Genomic DNA, 25,809 nt, shown 5'->3' with positions numbered 1-25,809 from the left:
GACTACCCCCTCAACACGCCGCCAGCTGCCGCGATCGCGTCCGGCGTGTCAAGATCGAGATGCGCCGCCGGGCCGATATCGACATCGACGACCGGCAGGTTGCCGTTTTCGATCACGTGCCGGGCGCCGACATCGCCTTCGAGCCTGCGGAGTGCGGGAAAGAGCGCGCGCGGAAGGATCACCGGATTGCCCCGCTTGCCGCCATAGACGGCCCGCACCACGGCTTCCCCGCCATGCGCCTCGCTCCCGTGCGCCTCAAAGGCCGCGATCAGCCGGCGGAGGTCGTCGGCGGTCACCCCGGGCATATCCGCCAGAAGCACCAGCATCCCGTCCGCCTCCGCCCCGATGCTGTCGAGACCCGTGATCAGCGACGAGGCCATGCCGGAGGCGAAATCGTCGTTCTGTGCAAAAACGAGGTCGAGGCCGGACAGCGCGTCGCGAATGTCCGCCTCCCGATGCCCCGTCACCACCGTGACCGGCGCAGCGCTCGCGGCAAGCGCCACCTCCGTCGTCCGGCGCACGAGCGGCACGCCATCGAACTCCGCCAGCAGCTTGTGATGCCCCGCGGACCCCATGCGGCTCGCCTGCCCGGCAGCCAGAACCACGGACCGGACGATCAGACGGGGCCTGGCCTTCTCCTCGCTGCCATCGACTTTGCCGCGCGCGCGCGGCCGCGGCCTCGTCGGAATCTCCGCCAGCAATCCCCCGACGCCCATGCCCGTGATCTCCGTTGCCCCGACCGTCTCGCCGGCGATAAGCCGGTCGAGCACCCAGTCGAAGCCGTTCTCCTTCGGGCTGCGCGCACAACCCGGCGCTCCGATGATCCTGACATCGCCGATGGTGCCGAGCACCAGGAGATTGCCCGGGTCGACCGGCATGCCGACATGATCGACCGTGCCTCCGGCCAGGCGGATGGCCGCGGGAATGACGTCGTCGGCATCCGTGACGGCAGATGCCCCGAAGACAATGACCAGTTTTGGTCGTTCCGCAGGTTCAGCTCCGGGTTTGGCCCCAGGTTCAGCCCCGGGGTCGTCGATGGCCCGACGGATCGCATCGGCAACCGCATCTTCCCGGTGCGCCACGCGACTTTCGCGCACCAGGCAGCTTCCGGATCGTCGCAGTCGATCGTCCAGCACGCGGCGCGTCTTGTCCATCACCTGCGGTTTCAGCGACGGCAGCGTCGTGGCGATGAGCGAGACCGTGTGCGCGAGAAACGGTTTGACGGCAAATGCGGGCGCTTCTCCGAGAATCGCTGCGGCCTCCTCGGCCCGCCGGCGGTTCACCGCGAGCGGAATGATCTTGATCGTCGCAACCATGTCCCCGGCGCGCACCGCCACATGATCGGCGAGACAGGCGAGCGTCATCGCCGGATCGACGCGGTTGAAACGATCGACACGCGCGCGCGTCGCGACGAACAGGCCATCGACGGCAGCATGCAGGTTGAGGCGACCGGTCGAGGCCGGCGACAATGTCATATGATCCGGCGCGATCCTTGTTGCGATCAGCGTTGCCGCCTCGTCCTCGCCGATATCCTCGGCGTCGAGACGCGCCACCACGATCTCGCCCATCCCGATGGCGGAGAGAGCCTCGATATCGGCGGCGCCAAGAGATCGCCCCTTGGCAAGGCGCCGATCGGGAAGCGCCACCGCATGGGCAAGCACCGAGCCTTCCGCCTCGGCGAGCGGCACAGGACCGAACCTCATGCCTCGACCGTCCCGGCGCGTTTAGGCGCAAGCAGCACACTGTCCGAAGCCGGCCGCACGCGCAGCGACTGGATCACGTCGGCGAGAATGGAAACCGCAATCTCCGCCGGCGTCGCCGCTCCGATGGAAAGGCCGATGGGTGCGGAGATACGGGCAATCGCTTCGGGTGCGAGGCCAAGCGCCTGAAGGCGCTCGACCCGCCGCCCATGCGTCTTGCGGCTGCCGAGCGCCCCCACATAGAAACAGCCCGCCTCGATCGCTGCCTTCAGCGCGGTATCGTCGATCTTCGGATCATGCGTGATGGCGGCGAGCGCGGTATAGGCGTCGAGCGGTCGCTCCGGCAGCACGTCCTCCGGCCAGTCCGCCACGAGATCGACGCCGGCGAACCGCTCGGGCGTTGCAAAGGCCGTCCGCGGGTCGATGACGAGGGTGGCGAAGCCTGCGATCTCGGCAATCGGCACCAGCGCCTGGGCAATATGCACGGCGCCGATGATGACGAGGCGCGGCAGCGGCCGATAGATGTTGATGAACGCCAGCCCATCGGCCGAAAGCTTGGGAAACCCAGAGGCAAGGGCCGCCCGGACATCCTCAGGGCCGCTCTTATCCTCGCCGAAAACCGTCGTGCGACCCGTCGCAAGCTCGGTCCGGGACGCAGCGGCCTGTCGGGCAGAGCGCAGATCATGAAGCCGGCTAAGGGACGACGGGTCCAGTCCGGCGCCGAGCTTCTGGACGAGAACCCGTATCTGCCCACCGCAGGACAAACCGACCTGCCAGGCCGTCTCGTCCGCTACGCCGAACGACAGCACCCGTGCCGCGCCCGATGCGATGATATCCACCGCTTCGGCGACGACGGCGCCCTCGACGCAACCGCCGGAAACCGAGCCGTCGAAATTGCCGTCCGCGTCGATGACGAGATGGCTGCCGATCGGCCGTGGCGCCGACCCCCAGGTCTCGATCACGGTGGCGAGCGCAACCTCCCGACCCTCCCGGGACCAAACCTGCGCGAGGTGGAGCGGATCATGCGCGTCTGCATCGATTGTCATGGAAATGTCCCTGATCGTGGAACCGGCGCAAGGGTGAACCACGCCGCTGCCGCATGAGGCTTTATATAGGACGTCCGTCCCGGTTTTCAGCCTCGGAGTCTTTGATCGATCGACGGACGAGACCGACGCTTGCCGGCAAGACGGCGAAAACATGGGCATCTCGGACGGGACCTGCGGTTTTCCTTTGACGCGGGTTCCCGGATTGCCGAACATGTGGGAAGGCGGGCTTTCCTGGCCTCGATCCGAAGTCCGAGATACGGTCGAAGCCGTCGATATGCCGTCCGTCTCCTCCGTAACGTCGAAAGTCCCATGTTCCGCGTCCTCTCCGTTCTCCTGCCCGTTGTCACACTTGCTGCTGCAAATGCATCCGGGGCCACCGCCGCCGGGCTGAAGGTGGGCGTCGTCGCGCCGGTCGAAGGCCCCCTCGCGCTGATCGGCCGACAGGTCCTCGAAGGCGCGCGGTTTCAGGCCGAGGCGCGCGGCTCCGAGATCGTGGCCATTCCCGAAACCTGTGAAGCCGGCGATGCGGAAGCCCTGAAAGCCGCCGTCGCGGCGGCCGCGGCCGAAGCGCTGGTCGGCTTCCTGTGCACGGAAAGCCTGGAGGCGATCCTGCCGACCCTTGGCGGCACCGGCGTTCCCGCCGTCAGCCTCAGCGTCCGCTCCGATGTCCTGATGGAGGACGTCCGCAAGAACGGATGGCCGTTCTACCGGCTGGTGCCGAGTGCCCGCAAGGAAACCGAAAAGCTCGCCAGCGTCATCCTCGAACGCTGGAAGGGCGAGCCCCTCGCCTTGATCGATGACGGCACGATTCATGGGCGCGATCTTGTGGAAGGTGTGCGTTCCGCCCTGGCCGAGACAGGCCTGACGCCGGTGTTTTCAGACACTTACCGTCCGGCCCAGGAGCAGCAGGTCAGCCTCGTGCGCCGCCTCGGCCGCAGCGGAGCGACCCATGTCCTGATTGGCGGCGACCGGAGCGATGTCGCGATCATCGCCCGTGATGCCGCCAGCGAGAAGCTGGCGCTGACGCTGCTGGGCGGCGAAGCGCTCGATGCGGCCGACCAGCCGGTTCCCCTGGCGGACGGCGTCCTCGCGGTCACGCTTCCGGAGGCAGAGACCTTGCCGGAAGCCGTGCAGACCGCAGCGGCAATGCGTGCCGCCAATCTCGTGCCCGAGGGTTACACCCTTCCCGCTTTCGCCGCGATCGGCTTGTTGGAGCAGGCCAAGGATCGCGCGCTGAAGGACGGAACGCCGCTCGCCGATGCGCTTGCGAAAGCGCCTTATTCGACTGTTCTCGGCACGATCCGGTTCGACGCCGGACACGAGCTCACCGACAATCCCTACAGGCTGATGGTCTGGCGGCAGGGGCGCTTCGTCGATGCGCCCCTGCCGACCGAATGAGACGGCGGAGATGACGTTTCGCCGCGGGCCCCTCAACGCCTTGACCGATGTCCCCGGGCTGACCGTCGGCCACGCGCAGGACGAGAGCCTGAAGTCGGGGGTCACGGCGATCCTCTGCGATCCCCCGGCCGTCGCCGCCGTGTCGATCATGGGCGGTTCGCCCGGCACGCGCGAAACCGACCTCCTGGAGCCCCACAACAGCGTGCAGACCGTGGACGCGCTCTGCCTCTCCGGCGGCTCGGCCTTCGGCCTCGATGCGGCGTCGGGCGTGCAGGCCGCCTTGCGCGCCATGGGCCGCGGGCTGAAGGTCGGGCCGGCCATCGTGCCGATCGTCCCCGCCGCCATCCTGTTCGACCTCAACAATGGCGGGGACAAGAATTGGGGGACCTATGGCCCCTATCGCGATCTCGGCTTCACCGCCGCGATGGCCGCCACGCGTGAGATGGCCACGGGCAGCGTCGGCGCCGGCACGGGCGCCGCCACCGCAACCCTCAAGGGCGGCCTCGGCACGGCCTCCACCGTTCTCGCAAGCGGCATCACGGTGGGCGCGCTCGCCGCCGTCAACCCGCTCGGCTCGGCGACCATCGGCGATACCGCCTGCTTCTGGGCCGCACCCTTCGAGCTGGAGGGAGAGTTCGGCGGCCTTGGCCTGCCCATGCCCATGCCTGCAAACGCGACGGCCGTTCGCACCAAGCTCGACGCCGTCGCGCCGATGGCCAACACGACCATCGCCGTCATCGCCACCGATGTCGCGCTCTCCAAGGCCGAAGCCAAGCGCCTGGCGGTCGCGGCGCATGACGGGTTCTCCCGCGCGCTCTGGCCATCGCACACGCCGCTCGATGGCGATCTGGTCTTTGCCGTTTCCACAGGCCGGCGACCGGGAAATCTCGATCCGGCGGCGTTTCTGGACCTCTGCGCCGCCGCCGCATCCACCATGGCGCGGGCGATCGCGCGCGGCGTCCACAACGCCACACCGGCTGATGGCGACCTGCGCCTATGCTGGCGCGATCTTGCGTCCGTCTCGACCTGACGAGAACGCAGGATCGCTCCCGACATTGCCGGTCCCCCCGACCAATGCTACTGCAGTCAGCATTCGAGCCGGAATCGGCCTGAAGAGCGATGATGCCGGGTTTCTCCTCGTCTTGATCGCGAGGCTCACGCATCCCGGAGATTTCAGCATGCCGCGTCCCATTCGTATCGCCCCTTCCATCCTCGCCTCCGATTTCGCGCGGCTCGGAGAAGAGGTCCGGGACGTCGTGGCCGCAGGCGCCGACTGGGTCCATCTCGATGTGATGGACGGGCATTTCGTTCCGAACATCACCTTCGGCCCGGATGTGGTGAAAGCGCTGCGTCCGGTGACCGACGCCACTTTCGACTGCCACCTGATGATCTCCCCGGCCGATCCCTATCTCGAAGCCTTCGCCAAGGCCGGTTGCGACAGCATCACCGTCCATGCCGAAGCCGGACCGCACCTGCACCGCTCGCTGCAGACCATCCGCAATCTCGGCAAGAAGGCCGGCGTCGCCATCAATCCGGCTACGCCGGAGGCGACGATCGAGTATCTGCTGGATACGGTGGACCTGGTGCTGGTCATGACCGTCAATCCCGGTTTCGGCGGCCAGAAATTCGTGGTCCCCACGCTCGACAAGATCCGTCGCGTCCGCGACCTCATCGGCGACCGCCCGATCGACATCGAGGTCGATGGCGGCATCACGGAAGCGACGATCGCAACGGCCGCCAAGGCCGGGGCCAACGTCTTCGTCGCGGGCTCCGCGATCTATGGCGGCGGCTCGCCGGACGCCTATCGCACGGCCATCGACAGGCTGCGCACGCTCGCGGAAAGCGGTCGCGGATGAGCGGAAACGGCAGCCCTGCGCGGCTGCCGCCGCTGCCGGCAGTACACACTGCGCCGCAAGGCCTCGGCGCCTGGGTCGCCGCCCGGCTGCAGGCGGGCTGGCGCGGCGCGAGTGACAGACTGCCGCTCGCACCGGTCTGGGGCATGCTGATGGCGCTCTGCGCTTTCACCGCCCTGTTCCTGCAGGGGCGCGTCGGCACCGGCCAGATCGCGGCGATCCTCCTTCTCTTCTTTGCCGGCGGCATGCTCGCCTTCCCCATCACGGTTTTCCTCGCGCAGGGCCTTGCGCTCGGTCGCCGCGCCGAGACGCGTTTTGCCGGCAGCTTTCTGTGCCTGACGCTGTCGACGATCGTCGTCACCGCCATCCTCTTTGCCCTGCAGTACCGCTTGTTCTTCGCGCGGTGGCATGCCCCCTTCGCCACGCGGATCTGGTTCTATCAGTTCGCCTTCACCGGTGCGGGCGCGATCTACCAGTTCATCGTCATGGGCATTCGCCTCTATATGCCGCTTGGCCTTCCCGCCCTCCTCGGCATGAGCCTCTGGCTGACGCGCGTTCAGCGTTGAGCTTGCAGGACATCTTTGATAGAGGCTCGGCCAACGATATCCGAGAGAAAGCTGACAGCCGATGATCCCCCGCTATTCCCGTCCGGAAATGGTCGCCATCTGGTCGCCCGAAACCAAGTTCCGCATCTGGTTCGAAATCGAGGCCCATGCCTGCGACGCGCTGGCCGACCTCGGCGTTATCCCCAAGGAGGCCGCCCGCACCATCTGGGAGAAAGGCGGCGCTGCCACCTTCGACGTCGACCGGATCGACGAAATCGAGGCCGTCACCAAGCATGACGTCATCGCCTTCCTCACGCATCTCGCCGAAATCGTCGGCCCCGACGCGCGTTTCGTTCACCAGGGAATGACCTCGTCGGACGTGCTCGACACCTGCTTCAGCGTCCAGCTCGTCAAGGCGACGGACCTGCTTCTGGCCGATATGGACCGCCTGCTGGAGGCGCTGAAGCGCCGCGCGTTCGAGCACAAGGACACCGTCACCATCGGCCGATCGCATGGCATTCATGCCGAGCCCACCACCTTCGGCGTCAAGCTGGCGCTCGCCTATGCCGAGTTCGAGCGGTGCCGCGCCCGCCTCGTCGCCGCCCGCGAGGAAATCGCGACCTGCGCCATCTCGGGTGCCGTCGGCACCTTCGCAAATATCGACCCACGCGTCGAAGAGCATGTCGCAGCCGCCCTCGGCCTCAAGCCCGAGCCGGTCTCCACGCAGGTCATCCCGCGCGATCGCCACGCCATGTACTTTTCCATCCTCGGCGTCATCGCGTCCTCGGTGGAGCGTGTCGCAACCGAGATCCGCCATCTTCAGCGCACCGAAGTGCTGGAAGCCGAGGAGTATTTCTCTCCGGGCCAGAAGGGCTCGTCGGCCATGCCGCACAAGCGCAACCCCGTTTTGACCGAGAACCTGACCGGTCTTGCCCGCATGGTCCGCGCCTTCTCCATCCCGGCCATGGAAAACGTGGCGCTCTGGCACGAGCGCGACATCTCCCACTCCTCGGTCGAGCGCATGATCGGCCCGGATGCGACGGTCACGCTCGATTTTGCCCTCGCGCGTCTAACCAATGTCATCGACAAGCTGCTGGTCTATCCCGACAACATGATGGGCAATCTCAACAAGTTCCGCGGCCTCGTCCACTCGCAGCGCGTCCTTCTGGCCCTGACGCAGGCGGGCGCCTCGCGCGAGGATGCCTACCGCCTCGTCCAGCGCAATGCGATGCGGGTCTGGGAACAGGGCAAGGACTTCCTGGAAGAACTGCTCGCCGACGAAGAGGTCCGCGGTTACCTGCCGGAGGCCGACATTCGCGAGAAATTCGACCTCGGCTATCACACGAAGCATGTCGATACGATCTTCCGCCGCGTATTTGGCTGACCTGACGCGACAGCGTGCCAAAACTGACGGAAACGGTCGTGTTCGATAGAATGCGACCGTTTCCAACAAGGCTTTCGTGACGGTTTCTCCCTATTTTGTAACTCTACGCGAACTTAGAGGGCAAGGGAGCAAACCAGCAATGCCGGCACAATCGGGTATGGAACGCGAGACGCGCTCCCGCTTCAAACTGATGGGGCGCGTCACCTGCCGGGACAAGGCCAGCAGCGCCACGGTGGTGGATCTCTCGGATGCGGGCATGAGCCTGCAACTGACCTACGACATCCAGGCGACGCAAGGGCAGAGCGTCGTGTTCGAGACCGAGGAACTCGGTCGGCTGAACGGCTCGGTCCAGTGGGCGCGCGGCAATCAGATCGGCGTTCGTCTGAACACCTCGTCGAACACGACCGCGAAAATCGCGTCCTTCTACAAATTTTTCCGCTGAGCCCGGCTGCAGCCAGGACCCTCCCGGATGTCAGGAACCTCAGGGGTCTTGACAAGAACGGCGTGCCGCCTCACATCGCGACATCATGAAAGCCTCGGAAGCAGACATTCTCATCGTCCCCGGATACACCAATTCCGGCCCCGATCACTGGCAGACCCGCTGGGAAGGCAAGCTCGCCTCCGCACGCCGCGTCGAGCAAGCGGAATGGGTGAAGCCCGTCCGCGAGGACTGGGTGGCGCGGATGAACGAGGAGATCGCGGCCGCGACGAAGCCGGTGGTCATCGTCGCCCATTCTCTCGGTGTGGCGACCGCGGTCCACGCGATTTCCAAGGAGAACCAGCACAAGATCGCCGGTGCCTTCTTCGTCGCGCCGCCGGACGTCGAAAACCCGAACATTCGTCCGAAACACCTGATGACGTTCGGACCCTACCCGCGCGATCCGCTTCCCTTCCCGTCGATGATCGTCGCCAGCCGCAACGACCATTTCGGATCCTATGAGCATGCCGGCGATATCGCCAATGCCTGGGGCTCGATCCTCGTGGATGCGGGCGAATCGGGACACCTCAACGCCGAATCCGGTCATGGCCCCTGGCCGGAGGGAACCATGGTCTTCGCCCAGTTCCTCAGCCGCCTCAAGCCGCCGCTGCCCAATAGCTGAAGTCTTGACTTACCCCACCAACTGGGTGAAGCCTGATGACCGGTGGAGTGCTTGAGAGCGAGCCTGTCGAGGGCGCCGCTTCCCGAGCGGGGCGGACCTGGATGTGACGAGCGAACCAAGCAACGGGCAGTGCGAGGGCAGCGGCGAGGCTCAAGACAGGCTGCCGCCGGACGATATTGCCCGCCGGCTCAGGCTCGCGCTCGATGTGTCCAAGATCGGCGTTTTCGATGCCGATCTCGAAACCGGCCGCGTGAAGCGGGATGCCGTCCTCATGCAGATCTTCGGCTATGGCGATGAGGCTCACGAAGACGAGGGCGATGTCCTTGAACGGACCCTTCATCCTGAGGATCGCGATCGCACATGGGTGACGATCGACGCGGGCATCGCGTCGGGCGAGCCCTTCTACAACGCCTTTCGCATCATTCGGCCCGATGGTGAGGTCCGTTACATCCGGTCTCGATCCGTCACCTTCAGCGACAGCAAGGGCCATCGTCGCCTGCTCGGCGCCAACTGGGACGCGACCGACGACGTCATGCTCCAGCAGAATCTCGAGCAGGCGCGCGCACTGGCGGAATCCCGCTATACGGCGCTGGAAAGCGCCTGGCGCGAAATCGAACGCCGGGCTCTGCAGGACCAGCTGACCGGGCTCTCGAACCGTCACGCGCTGCTCCTTCACCTCGACAAACTCTTTTCCGAGCCCGCACCTCACATCCATCCCCGCCCCTGTCCCCGCCCCTGTCCCCGCCATGCCGTCTTGCAGATCGACCTCTCCCGCTTCAAGGAGATCAACGATACGCTCGGGCATCAGGCGGGCGATGCCGCGATCCTCTGCGTTGCCGGTCGGCTGGAGGCTCTGCGCGAAGAAAAGGAATGCCTCGCCCGCATCGGCGGCAACGAGTTCGCGCTGGTGCTGGACGCCGGCGACAGATCGGAGAACGCAACGCATCTGGCGACGAAGATCGTTCAAAGCCTCGAACAGCCGATCCCGTGCGAGGGGCACCTCTTTCGCTGCGGCGTCAGCGTCGGGCTCGCCTGGACCAGCGACGATGTCGACGGCCCCCAGGCACTGATCAATGCGGCAACAGCCCTTTCCGCGGCCAAGGCGCGCAAGGGCGGCGGCACGGTCCTCTTCACGGAGGAATTCGACGGCCGCAACCGCGCGATCCGGCAGACGGCGGACGATATCCTGCGCGGGATCGATGAGGATGCCTTCATCCCGTTCTATCAGCTGCAGTTCGATGCAAAAACACTCGATGTCTGCGGCGCGGAGGCTCTCGCCCGTTGGCGGCATCCCTTGCAGGGGATCCTCACCCCGGATCGCTTCCTGAAGATCGCCGAAGACATCGACGTCATGTGGCGCATCGACCGGTCTCTGGCGGAAAAAGCCTGCGCCGACTTCCTGCGCTGGCGGAACAACGGCAGTGGTGTGGATCGCCTTTCGATCAACGTCTCCGTCCGCCGTCTCATCGATCCGCACCTGATCTCGGCCTTTCCGACCAAGGATCTGCCGAAAGGCACCTTCGTCTTCGAAATGCTCGAATCGATCTTTCTGGACGTGCTCGACGACGACATGGCAAAAGCCATCGATCGCATTCGCAAAGCCGGCATCGCGATCGAGATCGACGATTTCGGCACCGGCCACGCGTCCGTCCTCGGTCTCACGACGCTGCAGCCGAAGCGCCTCAAGATCGATCGCGCCCTGATCGCCCCGATGACGCGTGGCGACCGGCATCGTCGGCTCATCGCCGCGATCATCGAGATGGGGCATGCCCTTGAAATCGAGATCATAGCCGAAGGGGTGGAAACCACGGCGCAGGTCCAGCTTCTGCAAGACATGGGCTGCGACGTGCTGCAAGGCTTCGCCCTCGCTCGCCCCATGGACGCTGAAGCGGTCGAGGCTTTCCTGCGGGCACGAAAGAGGGCGCGGCGGCCGTCGCTGTGAGCGACGCCCCTCGCCGTCCATCCCGCGGTTCCGCCGCGCCATGTCCCCGACGCAGGCCTGCATTGCCATTCGCATGCGCTCGTTTCGCAGCCCGGAGACGAGACGCCGATTGTGAAACGGTTTCTTTTCCGCTATGGACCCGGGAGAAAATCCTGCCCGAACTGCATCAACGAAAGGGCGCATCTTCCAGCGCCCGCAACAATAAGAGACAGAGTCTATGAACCGTCGCCGCCGAATCTATGAAGGCAAGGCCAAGATCCTTTATGAAGGCCCGGAGCCAGGCACGCTGATCCAGTTCTTCAAGGACGATGCCACGGCTTTCAACAAGAAGAAGCATGACATCATCGACGGCAAGGGCGTGCTGAACAACCGTATTTCCGAATACATCTTCACGCATCTGAACCGTATCGGCATCCCGACGCATTTCATCCGCCGCCTGAACATGCGCGAGCAGCTGATCAAGGAAGTGGAGATCATTCCGCTCGAGATCGTCGTGCGCAACGTCGCGGCCGGCTCCCTGTCCAAGCGCCTCGGCATCGAGGAAGGCACCGTGCTGCCCCGCTCGATCATCGAGTTTTACTACAAGGCCGATGCGCTCGACGACCCCATGGTCTCCGAAGAACACATCACGGCTTTCGGCTGGGCGAGCCCGCAGGAACTCGACGACGTGATGGCGCTCGCCATTCGCGTCAACGACTTCCTGACCGGCCTGTTTCTCGGTGTCGGCATCCAGCTGGTCGATTTCAAGATCGAGTGCGGACGTCTGTTCGAAGGCGACATGATGCGCATCATTCTCGCCGACGAGATCTCGCCGGACAGCTGCCGCCTCTGGGACGTCGAAACCAAGGAAAAGATGGACAAGGATCGGTTCCGCCGTGACATGGGCGGTCTGGTCGAAGCCTATCAGGAAGTCGCCCGCCGGCTCGGCATCATGAACGAGAACGAGCCGCCGCGCGGTTCGGGTCCGGTTTTGGTCAAGTAAGCCGCCAGAGCCCGAGAGCATCCAGTTTCGAGGAAGACGAAAAGTGATCACCGCACGCGTAACCGTAACGCTCAAGAACGGCGTACTCGACCCGCAGGGCAAGGCAATCGAAGGCGCCCTCGGCGCCCTCGGTTTTGACGGCGTCGGCCAGGTTCGCCAGGGCAAGGTGTTCGACCTCAAGGTCGACACCGACGACCGAGCGAAAGCCGAAACCGACGTAAAAGCCATGTGCGATAAGCTGTTGGCAAACACCGTGATCGAGAACTATACTATCTCCCTCGACTGAAGGTTGCGGGAGAGTGGCATGACGAACGTCACGAACGAACTGATGTACGAACTCCTGAAGCGGATGAATGGCGATATATCGCACATCAGACATGCCGTGACGGAGCTGAAGAGCGAGATGCAGAGCATGCGTGGCACGCTCGTGTCGGTTCAGCAGGACATTCACAACATCTACGGGGTTCTCGGACGCCACGAGACCCGTCTCGACCGCATTGAAAACCGCCTCGAGCTGCGCGAGCTCGCCGAGGCACAGTCAAGGTTCGATCCGCATCCATGAAGTCCGCCGTCGTTCAGCTCCCCGGTCTCAATCGCGACCGTGACATGATCACCGCCCTGACCATGATCTCCGGCAAGCCGCCGGTCACCGTCTGGCAGACGGAAACCGAAATTCCGGATGTCGATCTCATCGTCATTCCCGGCGGTTTCTCCTATGGCGATTACCTGCGCTGCGGCGCCATCGCCGCCCGCATGCCGGTCATGCAGGCGATCAAGGCCAAGGCGGAACAGGGTGTGCGCGTTCTCGGCGTCTGCAACGGCTTCCAGATCCTGCTCGAAGCCGGCCTGCTGCCGGGTGCGCTGATGCGCAACGCCTCGCTGAAGTTCGTCTGCAAGGAGATCAAGCTCGAGGTCGTCAACGCCTCGACCGACTTCACCCGCGCCTATGCGGAGGGCCAGATCATCCGCTGCCCGGTTGCCCATCACGATGGCAACTATTTCGCCGATGCCGAGACGCTGAACGCGATCGAGGGCAACGGCCAGGTGGTTTTCCGCTACGCGGCCGGCACCAATCCGAACGGTTCGATGAACGATATCGCCGCCGTCACCAACGCCCGCGGCAATGTGCTCGGCATGATGCCGCACCCGGAAAATCTGATCGAAGCGGCCCATGGCGGCTCGGACGGTCGTGCCCTGTTCGCCTCGGCTCTCGACGTCATCGCGGCCTGATTCCCGGCCGCGATCCCTTCCGACACTGCTGCCGGACGATCCGGCCCATTTCCGAGACCCAGCGATGAATCCTGCCTGCCTGTCCTCCATCGCTGCCGCCATCGCGGCGCTCCTCTCCGGCTGCCAGTCGGCACCTGCACCCGCGCCGGTGCGCAATGTCGCAGCACTGCCGACGATGGAACGCATCGCGATCAGCGCCAATGCCTGCTGGTTCAAGTCGGGCGATGCCGCCTTCAAGCCCTATCGCCTCGCACCGGAACTCAATTCCTTCTCGGGCCGCCCGCGCATCCTGCTCGTCAAGCGCAACAATCCGGAAGCCCGCCCGCTCGCGGTCATCCAGGCCGAGGGCCATCCGGCCAAGGTCGACGCCTTCGGCCCCTTGTTCAGCGAACCGGTCGGCACCCGTATGACGGGCGACATCAAGCGCTGGATGGCCGGCGACAAAGGCTGCTGAGCGCACGATCGCGCGCATCGAGCCATTCGCACAGCAAGTAACGTCTCGGCGTAGCCCGTAGGGGCGCCGCTGCCCCGTTTCCGTCTGGCAGACTGTCGGCTTGCACGGAACCGTGCGAGCAAAGCCTCACGCCGCTGAAAAGCCATCTACTTGATGAAAGCCGACCTTTCGAGCTCCGCGCGGATATCCCAGCGCGTTAGGCCGATATCGTTCAGCTGATCGTCCGTCAGGTCCCTGAGCACCAGCCGTCCCGCGCGCTTCATCGGCCAATGGGCGAGCCTTTCCCAGACACGCGCGAAAATTCCGGGTCCGACCGGTCCCGTGGCGGACAGCATATCGCCGCTCGAGCGGAACAATCGTTCGCGCTCAAAACCATCTGGATATATTGTATCAATTGTATTGTTATAGCTCTGGGGTGCCATGATCGTAATCCTCGGATGGCGGAAACTCTGGTACTGAGCAATAGATACAATTGACAAATACAATCAGACAATGTCATTATTGTCACCATGACAAACTGGCTTCCCGACCTCTCCGCCGGAGAGGGACCGCTCTATCTCAAGCTCGCGCAGTCCATCGAGGCTGCGATCGACAGCGGCGCTTTGCCGCCCGGTGAAAAGCTTCCGGCCCAACGCAATCTGGCCTTCGATATCGGCGTGACGCTCGGCACGGTCAGCCGTGCCTATGCTCTCGTGCACGAACGCGGCCTCGTTGCGGGGGAAGTCGGGCGGGGAACCTATGTCCGCGAGCGAAAGGCACACACCGATACGCCGACGGGAGGGATCAGATCATTAGCCGGCACACAGCCTTTCGAGGCGCCGGTCGGCAAGCTGCGATTCGATGCGACCGGGGCGCCCCATGTCGGACAGGCCGCCGTGATCGAGGCGATCCTGACAAAGGTCGCAGCCGATCACCCGACGGAGATCTCGGATTACACCCGCTCGGCACCGGGGCATTGGCAGGAGGCGGGCGCCCTCTGGATGGCGCGCGCCGGCTGGACGCCCGAGACAGAGGGCATCGTCGTGACGCAGGGCGCCCATGCCGCCATCGTTTCCGTCGTCACGGCGGTAACGGCACCGGGGGATCGGATCCTGTTTGAAAACCTCACCTACAGCCAGGTCGCCCGGGCGCTGAGCCTCATGGGCCGGCGCATCCTTGCCGGGGAAACCGACGCGCAGGGGCTCGTGCCGGACGATTTCGAGCGCATCTGCCAGCAGCAGCATCCGGCTGTCGTCTTTCTCATGCCGACCCTCCAGAACCCGACCCTTGCCGCGATGGACCGGGCACGCCGCGAGACGATTGCCAACCTCGCCCGGCGCTACAATGTTCTCGTGATCGAGGACGATATCTACGGCGTCCTGTTGAACGACACGCAGCCGATGCTCGCCTCTCTGGCTCCGGAACGGACCTTCGTCATCTCCGGCCTGTCGAAATCCGTGTCGCCCGGCGTGCGCGGCGGCTGGGTGTCCTGCCCGCCCCATTTCGCCGCCCGGGTCAAGATCGCCCACAAGATGCTCACCGGCGGCACGGCTTTTCTGCTTGCGGAATGCGCCGCGAGACTTGTTCTCTCGGGTGAGGCGAAGGCGATCCGGACCCGTGTCGTCGCAGAACTTCAGGCGCGGGAAACACTGGCACGCGCGATTTTCGAGGGGCATACCTTCCGCTCCCTGCCCCAGATCCCTTTCCTCTGGCTGCAATTGCCGGAGCCCTGGCTGTCCGGAACGTTCAAGGCAGCCGCCTTCGACGCCGGAGTCCTCATCGACGGCGAGGACGAGTTCAAGGCCGGGCGCTCCGACAAGGTGCATCATCGGGCGCGCATCGCCTTCTCCAATCATGGCAGCGACGACATCCGACGGGGGTTTCAGCTCCTCCGGAACGTTCTCGACGGCGGCGTCGCCGGCTACGACAGCGCCAGCTAAGCCGAATGCGCCCGTCGCGCGCATGCGCCTCGTCCGCCGGGCCCGGGGCGGCTCCGCAGGACGACGTCTGACCGGCGGGCCGCCCTTCAAAAACAGGATCTGGAAAAACCGCATTTCCCGCCATCCCACGCCATTCCCATGGCATTTTCCTATCGCGCGACGGGCAGGCTTCGGCTAAGAACCGGCCAACGTCTCAGGGAACTTGCACATGGCCATCTCAAATGCCCGCCCGATCACGCCGGACCTCATTGCCTCCCACGGCCTGAAGCCGGATGAATACCAGCGCATCCTGGATCTGATCGGCCGCGAGCCGAGCTTTACCGAACTCGGCATCTTCTCGGCCATGTGGAACGAGCACTGCTCGTACAAATCCTCCAAGAAGTGGTTGAAGACGCTGCCGACCAAGGGGCCGCGTGTCATTCAGGGTCCAGGCGAAAATGCCGGCGTCGTTGATATCGACGATGGCGACTGCGTCGTCTTCAAGATGGAAAGCCACAACCATCCCTCCTTCATCGAGCCCTATCAGGGCGCGGCCACCGGCGTCGGCGGCATTCTGCGCGATGTGTTCACCATGGGGGCCCGGCCGATCGCCGCCATGAATGCGCTGCGTTTCGGCGCGCCGGATCATCCGAAGACCCGCCATCTCGTGTCCGGCGTCGTGGCCGGCGTTGGCGGCTACGGCAATTCCTTCGGCGTTCCCACGGTTGGCGGCGAGGTCGAGTTCGATGCGCGCTACAACGGCAACATCCTCGTCAACGCGTTCGCGGCGGGCCTTGCCAAGACCGACGCGATCTTCCTGTCGGAAGCCAAGGGCGTCGGCCTGCCCGTCGTCTATCTCGGTGCCAAGACCGGTCGCGACGGTGTCGGCGGCGCGACGATGGCCTCGGCCGAATTCGACGAATCGATCGAGGAGAAGCGCCCGACCGTCCAGGTCGGCGACCCCTTCACCGAAAAATGCCTGCTCGAAGCCTGCCTTGAGCTGATGAAGACCGGCGCCGTGATCGCCATTCAGGACATGGGTGCCGCCGGCCTCACCTGCTCGGCCGTCGAGATGGGCGCCAAGGGCGACCTCGGCATCGAGCTGATCCTCGACCAGGTGCCGGTGCGCGAAGAGCGCATGACGGCCTATGAAATGATGCTGTCGGAAAGCCAGGAGCGCATGCTCATGGTGCTCGAACCCTCCAAGGAAGAGGTCGCCAAGGCGATCTTCGTCAAATGGGGTCTGGACTTCGCCATCGTCGGCAAGACCACGGACGATCTGCGTTTCCGGGTTCTGCACCAGGGCGAAGAAGTCGCCAACCTGCCGATCAAGGAACTGGGCGACGAAGCCCCGGAATACGACCGCCCCTGGACGCCGGCCAAGGTTCCGGCCCCGCTGGCCGCAAACGACATTCCCCAGGCCGATATCGCCGACGCCCTGCTCAAGCTCGTCGGGTCTCCGAACAATGCCTCGCGCCGGTGGGTTTACGAGCAATATGACACGCTGATCCAGGGCAACTCGCTGCAGCTGCCGGGCGGCGATGCCGGCGTTGTCCGCGTCGAGGGCCACGCGACCAAGGCGCTCGCCTTCTCCTCCGACGTCACGCCCCGCTATGTCGAAGCCGATGCGTTCGAAGGCGGCAAGCAGGCGGTGGCCGAATGCTGGCGCAACATGACCGCGACGGGCGCACTGCCGCTTGCCGCCACCGACAACCTCAATTTCGGCAATCCGGAAAAGCCCGAGATCATGAGCCAGCTGGTTCATGCCATCAAGGGCATCGGCGAAGCCTGCCTCGCACTCGATTTCCCGATCGTGTCCGGCAATGTCTCGCTTTACAACGAGACGCACGGCCAGGCGATCCTGCCGACCCCGACCATTGCCGGCGTCGGCCTCATCGACGACTGGTCGAAGATGGCGCGCATCCGCTTTGCCGCCGAAGGCGAGACGATCCTCCTCGTCGGCGCGCCGGTCGAACTCGGCACGCATATCGCCCAGTCGGTCTATATGCGCGACATCCACGGTCGCACCGACGGTCCGCCGCCGCCTGTCGATCTGGCACTTGAGCGCAAGTCGGGCGATCTGGTCCGCGAACTCATCCGCGATCGCCTCGTCACGGCGGTGCATGACTGCTCGTCCGGCGGCCTGGCGCTTGCCATCGCCGAAATGGCCATTGCCTCCGATATCGGCGCCGTGATCGACGCAGTCGACGGCCGCGATCCGATCCCCGTCTTCTTCGGAGAGGACCAGGCCCGCTACGTCGTCACGGTGAAGGCCGACGATGTCGAGGAAATCCAGAGAATCGCGGAAGTTCGCGGCGTCCACGCCCCCGTCATCGGCAAGACCGGCGGCGCGACGGTCACGCTCGGCGCTGCCCGCGCCGTTCCGATCGAGAGATTGCAAAAGGCGTATGAATCGTGGTTCCCTGACTTCATGTCCGGCGAATTGCCGGCGACCGAATAAGCCGATTGCCGACCCGAGGGTCGAGCAGGCATGGGAACAAGGAGGACACCAGATGGCGATGAAACCGGGCGATATCGAGGACATGATCAAGACCGGCATTCCCGGTGCGCAGGTCACCATCCGCGATCTTGCCGGCGACGGCGATCATTACGCGGCCGAAGTCGTGGCCGAAGCCTTCCGCGGCAAAAGTCGCGTGCAGCAGCACCAGATGGTCTACAACGCGCTTCAGGGCAATATGGGCGGCGTGCTCCACGCGCTGGCTCTGCAAACCTCGGTTCCGGAGTAAGCCGATGGCAGGGCTCATGAAGCTTCTGATGTCGGGCGTCGTCGACGGGGTCTTGAAGGAGATCCTGAAGAAGAGCGGCACGACCGCGACGAAGCGCAGGAGACGGCAAGCCCGCACGCCGACCGGCATGGTCACGGAGCTCGTCAAGGACGCGATCGTCAAGGCTGTGGCGCCGAAGAAACAGGTGAGCCGCAAGCGCACCACCGCGGCGCGCAGCAAGCAGAAGCGGGTCTGACGGATCGGCTGCGGAGACTGCAGCATGAGGCAGGGGACGGGCTCGACCGGTTATGCGGAGGTCCCATCCTTTTTTCGCCGAGACGGGTGAAAATCGCGTGGCGGCATGCTATGTGAAGGCTTGTCGACACCCGTCCTTGAAACGGGACAGAGAAGGAATTCCAGAATGAGCGGTATCAACGATTTCATCGACAATGAGGTCAAGACCAACGACATCGTGCTCTTCATGAAGGGCACCCCGCAGTTTCCGCAATGCGGCTTCTCCGGACAGGTCGTCCAGATCCTCGATTACCTCGGCGTGGATTACAAGGGCGTCAACGTGCTGGCGGATGCAGACCTTCGTCAGGGCATCAAGGATTATTCGAACTGGCCGACGGTTCCCCAGCTCTACATCAAGGGCGAGTTCATCGGCGGATGCGATATCGTCCGCGAGATGTTCCAGGCCGGCGAGCTCCAGACCCACCTTCAGGAAAACGGCGTCGAGGTCAAAGCCTCGGCCTGATCCCGCCTTCTCCGGAAGACCTCCGATCCCCGGCCGAGCGCCGGGGTCGTTGTTTTGAGGACATTGCCGCGAAATCGGCGCTTTTACGGTAAGCTCGCCTTCGACACGGTCTGCGTGTGGTCGCGGACGGTCATTCGTCACCGATCTGTTGCCGGATTGCGCTATCGAAGGCGTGGGGGCCGCGATATGTTATGTGTCGGGTCCCGAATCACGCGTTGACCCCTCCTCACAAACAGACCGGGACAGCAGCGATGCCTCCCATCATCGCCGGTTTCCGGCAGATTTCGTTGAAAAGCGCTATGGGCTGTCGATCTCGGGATTAAGCCCGGGATCAAACTTGATCCCCGGGATCATCTGCGACCTATGGCTGAACATCCGGCCGATGCGTGACGCCGCCGCGTGCGCCTGTCGGATCGCCTGCCGCGAAGCGGCGGGAGGGAAGGACTTTTGAGAATGACGTCCACAACCGAGCCCGTAGCCGCGGAACCCGCCATCGCGATGCCATTGTCGAAGGGCCAGTTCATCGCCATCATGGCCATGCTGATGTCGATCAACGCCGTGTCGATCGACATGATGCTGCCCGGCCTGCAGCAGATCGGGCAGAGCCTCGGCGTCGCCGACGAGAACAGCCGCCAGTTCGTCATCACCTCCTATCTGATCGGCATGGGCAGCGCCCAGCTGTTCTTCGGGCCACTGTCGGACAGGTTCGGGCGGAAGATACCGCTGATCGCCGGCCTGCTCATCTACGCGCTCTGCGCCTTCGCCATCGTCTTCGTGCCGAGCTTCGGCGCCCTGCTCGCACTGCGCTTCGTGCAGGGCCTGGGTGCTGCCGCCACCCGCGTCATCAGCGTCTCCATCGTCCGCGATATCTATGGCGGGCGCATGATGGCTGAGGTCATGTCCCTCGTCATGATGGTCTTCATGGTCGTGCCGGTCATCGCGCCGAGCATCGGCCAGCTCGTCATGCTCTTTGCCGAATGGCACATGATCTTTCTGGTCATCTCCGTCTATGCCTTCGTCGCCACCGTGCTGGTCATGATCTACCTTCCCGAGACGCTCGCGACGGATCGCCGTCGGCCGTTCACGATCAAGGGCATTTCCGCCTCTTTCGCCATCGTCCTCGGCAACCGCACGGCGCTCTGCTATGCGCTCTCGATCTCCTTCATCTTCGGCGCGCTGTTCGGCTTCATCAATTCGGCCCAGCAGGTCATGGTCGGCGTTTTCGGCCTCGGCAACTACTTCCCGCTGGTCTTTGCCTGTTTCGCAGGCCTGATGGCGGTGGCCTCCTTCACCAATTCGCGCCTCGTCGGCCGCTATGGCATGCACCGGGTGTCCCATATCGCGCTTCTGCTCTTCGTCGTCGCCAGCGCCTTCTGGGCGCTGTTTTCCGCCGCCGGCTTCCTGCCGTTCTGGCTGTTCGCCATCCTCTATGGCAGCGCGATGTTCCAGTTCGGCCTGATCGGCGCCAATTTCAACGCCATGGCGATGGAGCCCCTCGGCCATGTCGCCGGCACCGCGTCGTCCGTCATCGGCTTCATGCAGACCATCGGCGGCGCGCTGATCGGCGCCATGATCGGGCAGGCCTTCGACGGCACGGTGACGCCGCTGGCCTTTGGCTTCCTCGCCGTCGCGATCATCGGCCTCTTCTTCGTGCTTCTGGCCGAGCGGGGACGCCTGTTTTCCTCCGATCACCACCACCCCGCCGGCTGAGCCGCAACCACCTTTGAAATCGAGATCCGTATGTCCACCTCATCCACGCCGCCTCTGCCGCAAGGCTCGCAACGCATCGGGCTCGGCTTCCGCGAATTCGTCGTCACCATCGCCCTGATGACGGCGAGCATCGCCGTCGCGATCGACAGCATGCTGCCCGCTTTGCCGCACATCGCCAGCTCGCTGAACGTGCCAAATCCGAACGACGCGCAGCTCGTCATCGCCGTCTATTTCTTCGGCTTCGGCTTTGCCCAGCTCGTCTTCGGCAGCCTGGCGGATGCGTTCGGCCGACGCACGATCCTGCTGCTCGGCCTTGCCATCTTCACGGTCACGACCTTCGCCGCCGCCTGGACGGAAAGTTTTACCGCCCTCCTCGCCTTTCGCTTCGCGCAGGGCGTCGGCGGCGCGGCGATCCGCATCACCACCACTGCCATCACGCGCGACTGCTTCGACGGCCGCGAGATGGCGCGGGTGATGTCCTACATCATGATCGTCTTCATGCTGGTGCCGATCCTCGCGCCGTCCTTCGGCCAGGCCGTGCTCACCTATGCCGATTGGCACTGGATCTTCATCCTGCTCGGCGTCATCGGCGCCATCCTGTTCGTCTGGGCGAGCATGCGCATGCGTGAGTCCCTGCCCGTCTCGGAACGGCTGCCGCTGTCGGTCGCCGCGATCTCGGGCGGCTTCCGCACGGTGCTCACCAACCGCATCACCTGCGGCTACATGCTCGGCCTCACCCTGTTCACCGCGGTCATCTGCACCTTCATCGTCACGGTGCAGCAGATCTTCGGAACGGTCTACGGCCTCGGCGACTGGCTGCCGATCGCCTTTGCCGGCACGGCCTCCGGCATCGCGGTCGCCAACTTTGTCAACGGTTACTTCGTTCGCCGCTTCGGCATGCGCCGCATTTCCCACGCCTGCATGATCGTCTTCACGGCGCTCGGGCTGCTGGGCGTCGGCGTCGCGCTGTTCGGCACGCCGTCCTTCCTCTTCACCTATCTCATGCTCAGCATCATGCTGATGTTCTTCGCCGTGATCACGACCAACTTCACCGCCATCTGCTTGGAACCGATGGGCCATATCGCAGGAACGGCGACCGCCGTCACCGGCTTCGTCTCGACCACCGGCGGCGCGCTCCTCGGCGGCATGATCGGGCAGATGTTCGATGGCACGGTGCGCCCGCTCTTCGTCGGCTTCGCCCTTTTCGGCATCTTCACCATCCTCGCCGTGCTCTGGGCCGAACGCGGCCAGCTCTTCACCCACCCGGGCGACGAACCGGAGATGGAACCCGGCATGGGCGGCCACTGACCGACAAGCTCGGAGACAGAATCGAAAAGGGCGGCCCGGTGGCCGCCCTTTTGTCATTGGATCCCTGGTGACACGCCTCAGATCGTGAAAACCTCCTGCCGCAGCAGGTGCCAGCTCGCTTCGTCGGACGCGACCAGCAGGCCGCCGTCGAGGTGCTGCGGCTGGTAGCGCGAGCCATCGAACCGACGCACATAGGCGCCCGCCTCTTCCGCAATCAGGCAGCCGGCCAGATGATCCCACGGCATCAGCTTCTGATACATGAGGAAGTGGAAGTGCCCGGCGGAAAAGGCGCGGTATTCGTGCGCGGCACAGCGATAGCTGGTCGCAATCCGCACGCTCGCCATATTGCCCATGATGGTCCGGCGCGCATCCGGCGCATAGAAACCGGTGGAGGCGCAGCCGACGAGATCGGCCAGCGTCGTCGGTGCCGGGGTCACCGAAAGCTGGTCCTGCGATCCGTCCGCGCGGCACAACCAGGCGCCTGCGCCCTTCTCGGCGATCACCCAGTCGTTGCCCATGGGATCGTAAATGATCCCGGCAATCGTCTCGCCGCCCGCAATCACGCTCGCCATGACGCCGAAGAGCGGCATGCCCGCGGCATAGTTGAACGTGCCGTCGATCGGATCGACGATGACGGCGAGATCGGCACCGGCAAGCTTGTCGAGGAGCGCCGGATCGGCAGAAACGGACTCTTCGCCGATGAACAGCGCGCCGGGCACGACATCGCCGATGCGCGCCTTGATCAACCGCTCCGCCGCCTCGTCCGCCTCGGTGACGAGGTCGATCGCCTCGGTCTTCATCCGCACGTCGCCGCTCGAGAGGTTGCGGAAGCGCGGCATGATTTCGACCGCGGCGGCCTCCTGCAGCAGGTTGGCCAGTCCGGCAATGTCGATCTCGCGGGTCATGAAAACGGTTCCACTGTCTGGGGTTTCTGGGTCGTCAGCGACTGGAAGTCGAAGAGTTTTGGGTCGAGCAGATGCGATGGATTGGCATGGCCGAGCGCGCGCAGCATCGTGTCCTTGCGGCCGGGCATGCGCGCCTCGATGTCCGCCAGCATCGCCTTCATCGCATTGCGTTCCAGCCCGTCCTGCGAGCCGCAGAGGTCGCAGGGAATGATCGGAAACTGCATGGCGGCGGCGAATTTCGCAAGATCGTCCTCCGCCGCATAGGCGAGAGGACGCAGCACCGTCAGGTCGCCCTCGTCGTTGACGAGTTTGGCCGGCATCGTCGCCAGCCGCCCGCCATGGAAGAAGTTCATGAAGAAGGTCTCGAGGATGTCTTCCCGATGATGGCCGAGAACGAGCGCGTCGCAGCCCTCCTCCCGCGCGATCCGGTAGAGATTGCCGCGCCGCAGACGGGAGCAGAGCGCGCAATAGGTCCCGCCTGCGGGCACCTTCTCCTTCACGATCGAATAGGTGTCGCGATACTCGATTCGGTGGGCCACGCCGATCGAGGCCAGATAGTCCGGCAGGATATGCTTTGGAAAGTTCGGCTGTCCCTGATCCAGATTGCAGGCGATCAGCTCGACCGGCAGCAGGCCGCGCCATTTGAGGTCGATCAGCAGCGCCAGCAGGCTGTAGCTGTCCTTGCCGCCGGAAACGCCGATCAGCCACCGCTTCTGCCCGTTCAGCATGCCGAAATCGTCGATCGCCTGGCGGACGTTGCGCAAGAGCCGCTTGCGCAGCTTGTTGAAGCTGACGCTGTCCGGCATGCCGCGGAAGATCGCCGGCAGCTCTGCCGGCGAAGCGGTCTGCGAAGGCGCGTCGTCGCTCAGCAGCAGGGATTGAGGTGTCATCAGGAGGCTTTCCGGCAGGCGCATTCCGAGGCGAATGCCGACGGCCACGCACAGACAGTTGGATGGCCCTGCCATGCCCGCCCCGCGTGGCAAGATCAAGACAAATCGAACGCAGGCTCCCTCAGGCGCCGAACACCGACCATCCGGTGCGGTTTGCGAGCATCTCCAGCGCCGCCGAGCCGAGCTGCGAATTGCCGTTCTCGTTCAGCCCCGGCGACCAGACGGCGACCGAGGCCTTGCCCGGCGCCACCGCCATGATGCCGCCGCCGACCCCGCTCTTGCCGGGAAGGCCGACATGATAGGCGAAGTCGCCGGAGCCGTCATAATGACCGCAGGTCAGCATCAGCGCGTTGATGCGCCGCGCCCGCTGGCGTGAGACGATCGAATGACCGGTTCCCGGCTGCTGCCCGTTATTGGCAAGGAAGAGCCCGGCCTTGGCCAGCTGGACGCAGGTCATGGCAATGGCGCAATGGTGAAAATAGACGCCGAGCACATGCTCCACCGGATGATCGAGCTTGCCGAAGGATCGCATGAAATTGGCGAGGGCCGCATTGCGAAAGCCCGTCGCGGCTTCGGACTTCGCCACCTGCGGATCGATCGAGATATCCTCGTCATCGGCGAGCATCCGCATGAACCGCAGGATCTCGCCGATCACCTCCCGCGGCGTATGGCCGGCGAGAATGAGGTCGCTGATGGTGATGGCGCCCGCATTGATGAAGGGATTGCGCGGCTTTCCGCCCTCGTGCTCCAGCTGCACGATCGAGTTGAAGGCGGTACCGGACGGCTCGCGCCCCACGCGGCTCCACAGGCGCTCGCCATGCTTGCCGAGCGCCAGGGTCAGCGTAAACACCTTGGAGATGCTCTGGATCGAAAAGGGGATCGCAGCATCGCCGACGGAAAACACCGTGCCATCGACCGTGACGATCGCCATGCCAAAACGCTCAGGATCGATTCGCGCGAGCTGGGGGATGTAATCGGCAACCTTGCCCTCGCCCCGCCGCGGCTCGATGGCGGCGTAGATGTCGTCGAGCACAGATTGGAGATCGAGAGTGTCCGTATCCGACATGGGGTCCTCACGTCGTTGCATGACCGTTTCCGCATGAAAAAAGCCGCCCCGAATGGAGCGGCTTTTTCCCGAATGTGCAAGGCCGAAGCCTGGCCGAAAGCTTATCGCGAATAGAATTCGACGACGAGGTTCGGTTCCATGATGACGGCGTAAGGCACGTCGGCAAGGAACGGAATACGCGCGAAGGTCGCAACCATCTTGTTGTGATCGACTTCGACGTAGTCGGGAACGTCACGCTCGGCGAGGCCGACAGCTTCGAGAACGGACACGAGCTGCTTGGACCTTTCGCGAACTTCGATCACGTCGCCGACCTTGCAGCGATACGAACCGATGTTGACGCGAACGCCGTTGACCGTGACGTGGCCATGGTTGACGAACTGACGGGCAGCAAAGACCGTGGGCACGAACTTGGCGCGGTACACGATCGCGTCGAGACGCGATTCGAGCAGACCGATCAGGTTCTCCGAGGTGTCGCCCTTGCGGCGGTTGGCTTCGTCGTAGATCGCGCGGAACTGCTTCTCGCGGATATCGCCGTAGTAGCCCTTGAGCTTCTGCTTGGCGCGCAGCTGGACACCGAAGTCCGAGAGCTTGGACTTGCGACGCTGGCCGTGCTGGCCGGGGCCGTATTCGCGGCGGTTCACCGGGGACTTCGGACGACCCCAGATGTTCTCGCCCATACGGCGATCGATTTTGTACTTGGACGATTCGCGCTTGCTCATCGCATTTCCTTTCAGAACGTTGCACCCGCCCGTTGCCAGACAGGATGAAGGAAACACGCCCTCCTCTGAACCGCTTGCGCCGTTCTGACAGGTATCTCACATTACGCTAACGGAGACGCCACGGGACATGTCAAATAAAACACCGGGCTTTGCGGCCCGGCGTTGTCGCGGTGTTTAGGGACAAGTCATGGAATTG

27 protein-coding genes are annotated in these 25,809 nt (G+C 64.4%); 20 read left to right on the top strand and 7 right to left on the bottom strand.

The window, feature by feature from the left end:
• Positions 1-2: 2 nt before the first annotated feature.
• Together ASG39_RS04150 and ASG39_RS04145 are read right to left on the bottom strand one after the other, a co-directional pair.
• Positions 3-1,703, bottom strand: coding sequence for a molybdopterin-binding/glycosyltransferase family 2 protein (locus ASG39_RS04150; RefSeq protein WP_062593038.1), 1,701 nt, complete (start codon positions 1,701-1,703; stop codon positions 3-5).
• Positions 1,700-2,746 carry an XdhC family protein gene (locus ASG39_RS04145; protein ID WP_062593036.1) on the bottom strand — a complete coding sequence of 349 codons (1,047 nt, stop codon included), beginning with the start codon at positions 2,744-2,746 and terminating at the stop codon, positions 1,700-1,702. Before ASG39_RS04145 ends, ASG39_RS04150 begins: the two co-directional genes overlap by 4 nt.
• Positions 2,747-3,055: 309 nt before the next feature.
• Here ASG39_RS04145 and ASG39_RS04140 point away from each other — a divergent pair, with 309 nt between their 5' ends.
• The 13 genes from ASG39_RS04140 (at position 3,056) to ASG39_RS04080 (ending at position 13,634) form a co-directional block, all read left to right on the top strand.
• Complete coding sequence (locus ASG39_RS04140; protein ID WP_082476904.1) at positions 3,056-4,144, top strand: ABC transporter substrate-binding protein; 1,089 nt, start codon at positions 3,056-3,058, stop codon at positions 4,142-4,144.
• Between the two features lie 10 nt (positions 4,145-4,154).
• The gene (locus ASG39_RS04135) at positions 4,155-5,174 is read left to right on the top strand and encodes a P1 family peptidase (RefSeq protein WP_062593034.1); all 1,020 of its coding nucleotides are present in this window, start codon (positions 4,155-4,157) and stop codon (positions 5,172-5,174) included.
• A 148-nt stretch (positions 5,175-5,322) separates the two neighbouring features.
• Complete coding sequence (gene rpe, locus ASG39_RS04130) at positions 5,323-6,000, top strand: ribulose-phosphate 3-epimerase (RefSeq protein ID WP_062593032.1); 678 nt, start codon at positions 5,323-5,325, stop codon at positions 5,998-6,000.
• Positions 5,997-6,563: a hypothetical protein gene (locus ASG39_RS04125; RefSeq protein ID WP_062593030.1), complete on the top strand. Its 567-nt coding sequence runs from the start codon at positions 5,997-5,999 to the stop codon at positions 6,561-6,563. Before rpe ends, ASG39_RS04125 begins: the two co-directional genes overlap by 4 nt.
• 61 nt (positions 6,564-6,624) lie before the next feature.
• Positions 6,625-7,926: an adenylosuccinate lyase gene (gene purB, locus ASG39_RS04120; RefSeq protein ID WP_062593028.1), complete on the top strand. Its 1,302-nt coding sequence runs from the start codon at positions 6,625-6,627 to the stop codon at positions 7,924-7,926.
• Between the two features lie 139 nt (positions 7,927-8,065).
• Positions 8,066-8,368 (top strand): PilZ domain-containing protein, encoded by a 303-nt coding sequence (locus tag ASG39_RS04115; protein WP_062593026.1) that lies wholly within the window; start codon positions 8,066-8,068, stop codon positions 8,366-8,368.
• Positions 8,369-8,453: 85 nt separating this feature from the next.
• Positions 8,454-9,026, top strand: a complete 573-nt coding sequence (locus ASG39_RS04110; RefSeq protein WP_062593025.1) for an alpha/beta hydrolase — start codon at positions 8,454-8,456, stop codon at positions 9,024-9,026.
• Positions 9,027-9,129: 103 nt separating this feature from the next.
• A complete protein-coding gene (locus ASG39_RS04105; RefSeq protein ID WP_062593022.1) occupies positions 9,130-10,968 on the top strand; it encodes an EAL domain-containing protein in 1,839 nt (612 codons plus the stop codon).
• 217 nt (positions 10,969-11,185) lie between these two features.
• Positions 11,186-11,950: a phosphoribosylaminoimidazolesuccinocarboxamide synthase gene (gene purC, locus ASG39_RS04100; RefSeq protein ID WP_062593020.1), complete on the top strand. Its 765-nt coding sequence runs from the start codon at positions 11,186-11,188 to the stop codon at positions 11,948-11,950.
• Positions 11,951-11,993: 43 nt separating this feature from the next.
• Entirely contained in the window at positions 11,994-12,236 is a 243-nt protein-coding gene (gene purS / locus ASG39_RS04095) for a phosphoribosylformylglycinamidine synthase subunit PurS (protein ID WP_062593018.1), read from the top strand.
• Between the two features lie 18 nt (positions 12,237-12,254).
• The gene (locus ASG39_RS04090; protein ID WP_062593016.1) at positions 12,255-12,512 is read left to right on the top strand and encodes a hypothetical protein; all 258 of its coding nucleotides are present in this window, start codon (positions 12,255-12,257) and stop codon (positions 12,510-12,512) included.
• Complete coding sequence (gene purQ / locus ASG39_RS04085; protein WP_062593014.1) at positions 12,509-13,180, top strand: phosphoribosylformylglycinamidine synthase subunit PurQ; 672 nt, start codon at positions 12,509-12,511, stop codon at positions 13,178-13,180. Before ASG39_RS04090 ends, purQ begins: the two co-directional genes overlap by 4 nt.
• A 64-nt stretch (positions 13,181-13,244) precedes the next feature.
• Positions 13,245-13,634: a hypothetical protein gene (locus ASG39_RS04080; protein WP_062593012.1), complete on the top strand. Its 390-nt coding sequence runs from the start codon at positions 13,245-13,247 to the stop codon at positions 13,632-13,634.
• 146 nt (positions 13,635-13,780) lie between these two features.
• Here the strand turns inward: ASG39_RS04080 and ASG39_RS04075 are convergent, their stop codons facing one another.
• Complete coding sequence (locus tag ASG39_RS04075) at positions 13,781-14,056, bottom strand: DUF1127 domain-containing protein (RefSeq protein ID WP_156468002.1); 276 nt, start codon at positions 14,054-14,056, stop codon at positions 13,781-13,783.
• 87 nt (positions 14,057-14,143) lie between these two features.
• On the opposite strand from ASG39_RS04075, the gene ASG39_RS04070 reads away from it, so the two are divergent.
• From ASG39_RS04070 to ASG39_RS04040, 7 genes are all read left to right on the top strand, one after another.
• A complete protein-coding gene (locus ASG39_RS04070; RefSeq protein WP_062593009.1) occupies positions 14,144-15,553 on the top strand; it encodes a PLP-dependent aminotransferase family protein in 1,410 nt (469 codons plus the stop codon).
• Between the two features lie 208 nt (positions 15,554-15,761).
• A complete protein-coding gene (gene purL, locus ASG39_RS04065; protein WP_062593007.1) occupies positions 15,762-17,993 on the top strand; it encodes a phosphoribosylformylglycinamidine synthase subunit PurL in 2,232 nt (743 codons plus the stop codon).
• A 52-nt stretch (positions 17,994-18,045) separates the two neighbouring features.
• On the top strand, positions 18,046-18,279 hold the full coding sequence (locus tag ASG39_RS04060; protein ID WP_062593005.1) for a BolA family transcriptional regulator: 234 nt from the start codon (positions 18,046-18,048) through the stop codon (positions 18,277-18,279).
• 4 nt (positions 18,280-18,283) lie between these two features.
• Positions 18,284-18,514, top strand: a complete 231-nt coding sequence (locus tag ASG39_RS04055; RefSeq protein ID WP_062593003.1) for a hypothetical protein — start codon at positions 18,284-18,286, stop codon at positions 18,512-18,514.
• Between the two features lie 165 nt (positions 18,515-18,679).
• Complete coding sequence (gene grxD / locus ASG39_RS04050) at positions 18,680-19,015, top strand: Grx4 family monothiol glutaredoxin (protein WP_062593001.1); 336 nt, start codon at positions 18,680-18,682, stop codon at positions 19,013-19,015.
• A gap of 453 nt (positions 19,016-19,468) precedes the next feature.
• Entirely contained in the window at positions 19,469-20,725 is a 1,257-nt protein-coding gene (locus tag ASG39_RS04045; RefSeq protein ID WP_062592999.1) for a multidrug effflux MFS transporter, read from the top strand.
• A gap of 30 nt (positions 20,726-20,755) precedes the next feature.
• The gene (locus tag ASG39_RS04040) at positions 20,756-22,033 is read left to right on the top strand and encodes a multidrug effflux MFS transporter (protein WP_062592998.1); all 1,278 of its coding nucleotides are present in this window, start codon (positions 20,756-20,758) and stop codon (positions 22,031-22,033) included.
• 77 nt (positions 22,034-22,110) lie between these two features.
• On the opposite strand, the gene ASG39_RS04035 is transcribed toward ASG39_RS04040, so the two are convergent.
• The 4 genes from ASG39_RS04035 to rpsD all read right to left on the bottom strand — a co-directional run bounded on the left by ASG39_RS04035 (position 22,111) and on the right by rpsD (position 25,613).
• Complete coding sequence (locus ASG39_RS04035) at positions 22,111-22,938, bottom strand: inositol monophosphatase family protein (protein ID WP_062592996.1); 828 nt, start codon at positions 22,936-22,938, stop codon at positions 22,111-22,113.
• A complete protein-coding gene (gene ttcA / locus ASG39_RS04030) occupies positions 22,935-23,744 on the bottom strand; it encodes a tRNA 2-thiocytidine(32) synthetase TtcA (protein WP_162242409.1) in 810 nt (269 codons plus the stop codon). Before ttcA ends, ASG39_RS04035 begins: the two co-directional genes overlap by 4 nt.
• 205 nt (positions 23,745-23,949) lie before the next feature.
• Entirely contained in the window at positions 23,950-24,894 is a 945-nt protein-coding gene (locus ASG39_RS04025; RefSeq protein WP_062592994.1) for a glutaminase, read from the bottom strand.
• 101 nt (positions 24,895-24,995) lie between these two features.
• Positions 24,996-25,613 (bottom strand): 30S ribosomal protein S4, encoded by a 618-nt coding sequence (rpsD, locus tag ASG39_RS04020; RefSeq protein ID WP_062592992.1) that lies wholly within the window; start codon positions 25,611-25,613, stop codon positions 24,996-24,998.
• Positions 25,614-25,809: the final 196 nt, after the last annotated feature.

It is taken from the genome of Rhizobium sp. Leaf371, from assembly GCF_001424045.1.
Classification (GTDB): domain Bacteria; phylum Pseudomonadota; class Alphaproteobacteria; order Rhizobiales; family Rhizobiaceae; genus Ferranicluibacter.
This window is presented reverse-complemented; position numbering and strand designations above follow the sequence as displayed.

Excerpts from the sequence above, each read along its gene's own strand:
- ASG39_RS04035 (WP_062592996.1), bottom strand. The coding sequence starts at position 22,938 with ATGACCCGCGAGATCGACATTGCCGGACTGGCCAACCTGCTGCAGGAG.
- ASG39_RS04135 (WP_062593034.1), top strand. The coding sequence starts at position 4,155 with ATGACGTTTCGCCGCGGGCCCCTCAACGCCTTGACCGATGTCCCCGGG.
- ASG39_RS04055 (WP_062593003.1), top strand. The coding sequence starts at position 18,284 with ATGGCAGGGCTCATGAAGCTTCTGATGTCGGGCGTCGTCGACGGGGTC.
- grxD (WP_062593001.1), top strand. The coding sequence starts at position 18,680 with ATGAGCGGTATCAACGATTTCATCGACAATGAGGTCAAGACCAACGAC.
- ASG39_RS04115 (WP_062593026.1), top strand. The coding sequence starts at position 8,066 with ATGCCGGCACAATCGGGTATGGAACGCGAGACGCGCTCCCGCTTCAAA.
- ASG39_RS04090 (WP_062593016.1), top strand. The coding sequence starts at position 12,255 with ATGACGAACGTCACGAACGAACTGATGTACGAACTCCTGAAGCGGATG.
- purB (WP_062593028.1), top strand. The coding sequence starts at position 6,625 with ATGATCCCCCGCTATTCCCGTCCGGAAATGGTCGCCATCTGGTCGCCC.
- ASG39_RS04150 (WP_062593038.1), bottom strand. The coding sequence starts at position 1,703 with ATGAGGTTCGGTCCTGTGCCGCTCGCCGAGGCGGAAGGCTCGGTGCTT.
- ASG39_RS04080 (WP_062593012.1), top strand. The coding sequence starts at position 13,245 with ATGAATCCTGCCTGCCTGTCCTCCATCGCTGCCGCCATCGCGGCGCTC.
- purL (WP_062593007.1), top strand. The coding sequence starts at position 15,762 with ATGGCCATCTCAAATGCCCGCCCGATCACGCCGGACCTCATTGCCTCC.
- rpsD (WP_062592992.1), bottom strand. The coding sequence starts at position 25,613 with ATGAGCAAGCGCGAATCGTCCAAGTACAAAATCGATCGCCGTATGGGC.
- ASG39_RS04060 (WP_062593005.1), top strand. The coding sequence starts at position 18,046 with ATGGCGATGAAACCGGGCGATATCGAGGACATGATCAAGACCGGCATT.
- ASG39_RS04040 (WP_062592998.1), top strand. The coding sequence starts at position 20,756 with ATGTCCACCTCATCCACGCCGCCTCTGCCGCAAGGCTCGCAACGCATC.
- ASG39_RS04125 (WP_062593030.1), top strand. The coding sequence starts at position 5,997 with ATGAGCGGAAACGGCAGCCCTGCGCGGCTGCCGCCGCTGCCGGCAGTA.
- ASG39_RS04075 (WP_156468002.1), bottom strand. The coding sequence starts at position 14,056 with ATGGCACCCCAGAGCTATAACAATACAATTGATACAATATATCCAGAT.
- rpe (WP_062593032.1), top strand. The coding sequence starts at position 5,323 with ATGCCGCGTCCCATTCGTATCGCCCCTTCCATCCTCGCCTCCGATTTC.
- ASG39_RS04145 (WP_062593036.1), bottom strand. The coding sequence starts at position 2,746 with ATGACAATCGATGCAGACGCGCATGATCCGCTCCACCTCGCGCAGGTT.
- ASG39_RS04025 (WP_062592994.1), bottom strand. The coding sequence starts at position 24,894 with ATGTCGGATACGGACACTCTCGATCTCCAATCTGTGCTCGACGACATC.
- ASG39_RS04110 (WP_062593025.1), top strand. The coding sequence starts at position 8,454 with ATGAAAGCCTCGGAAGCAGACATTCTCATCGTCCCCGGATACACCAAT.
- ttcA (WP_162242409.1), bottom strand. The coding sequence starts at position 23,744 with ATGCCGGACAGCGTCAGCTTCAACAAGCTGCGCAAGCGGCTCTTGCGC.
- purQ (WP_062593014.1), top strand. The coding sequence starts at position 12,509 with ATGAAGTCCGCCGTCGTTCAGCTCCCCGGTCTCAATCGCGACCGTGAC.
- ASG39_RS04045 (WP_062592999.1), top strand. The coding sequence starts at position 19,469 with ATGACGTCCACAACCGAGCCCGTAGCCGCGGAACCCGCCATCGCGATG.
- ASG39_RS04070 (WP_062593009.1), top strand. The coding sequence starts at position 14,144 with ATGACAAACTGGCTTCCCGACCTCTCCGCCGGAGAGGGACCGCTCTAT.
- purC (WP_062593020.1), top strand. The coding sequence starts at position 11,186 with ATGAACCGTCGCCGCCGAATCTATGAAGGCAAGGCCAAGATCCTTTAT.
- ASG39_RS04140 (WP_082476904.1), top strand. The coding sequence starts at position 3,056 with ATGTTCCGCGTCCTCTCCGTTCTCCTGCCCGTTGTCACACTTGCTGCT.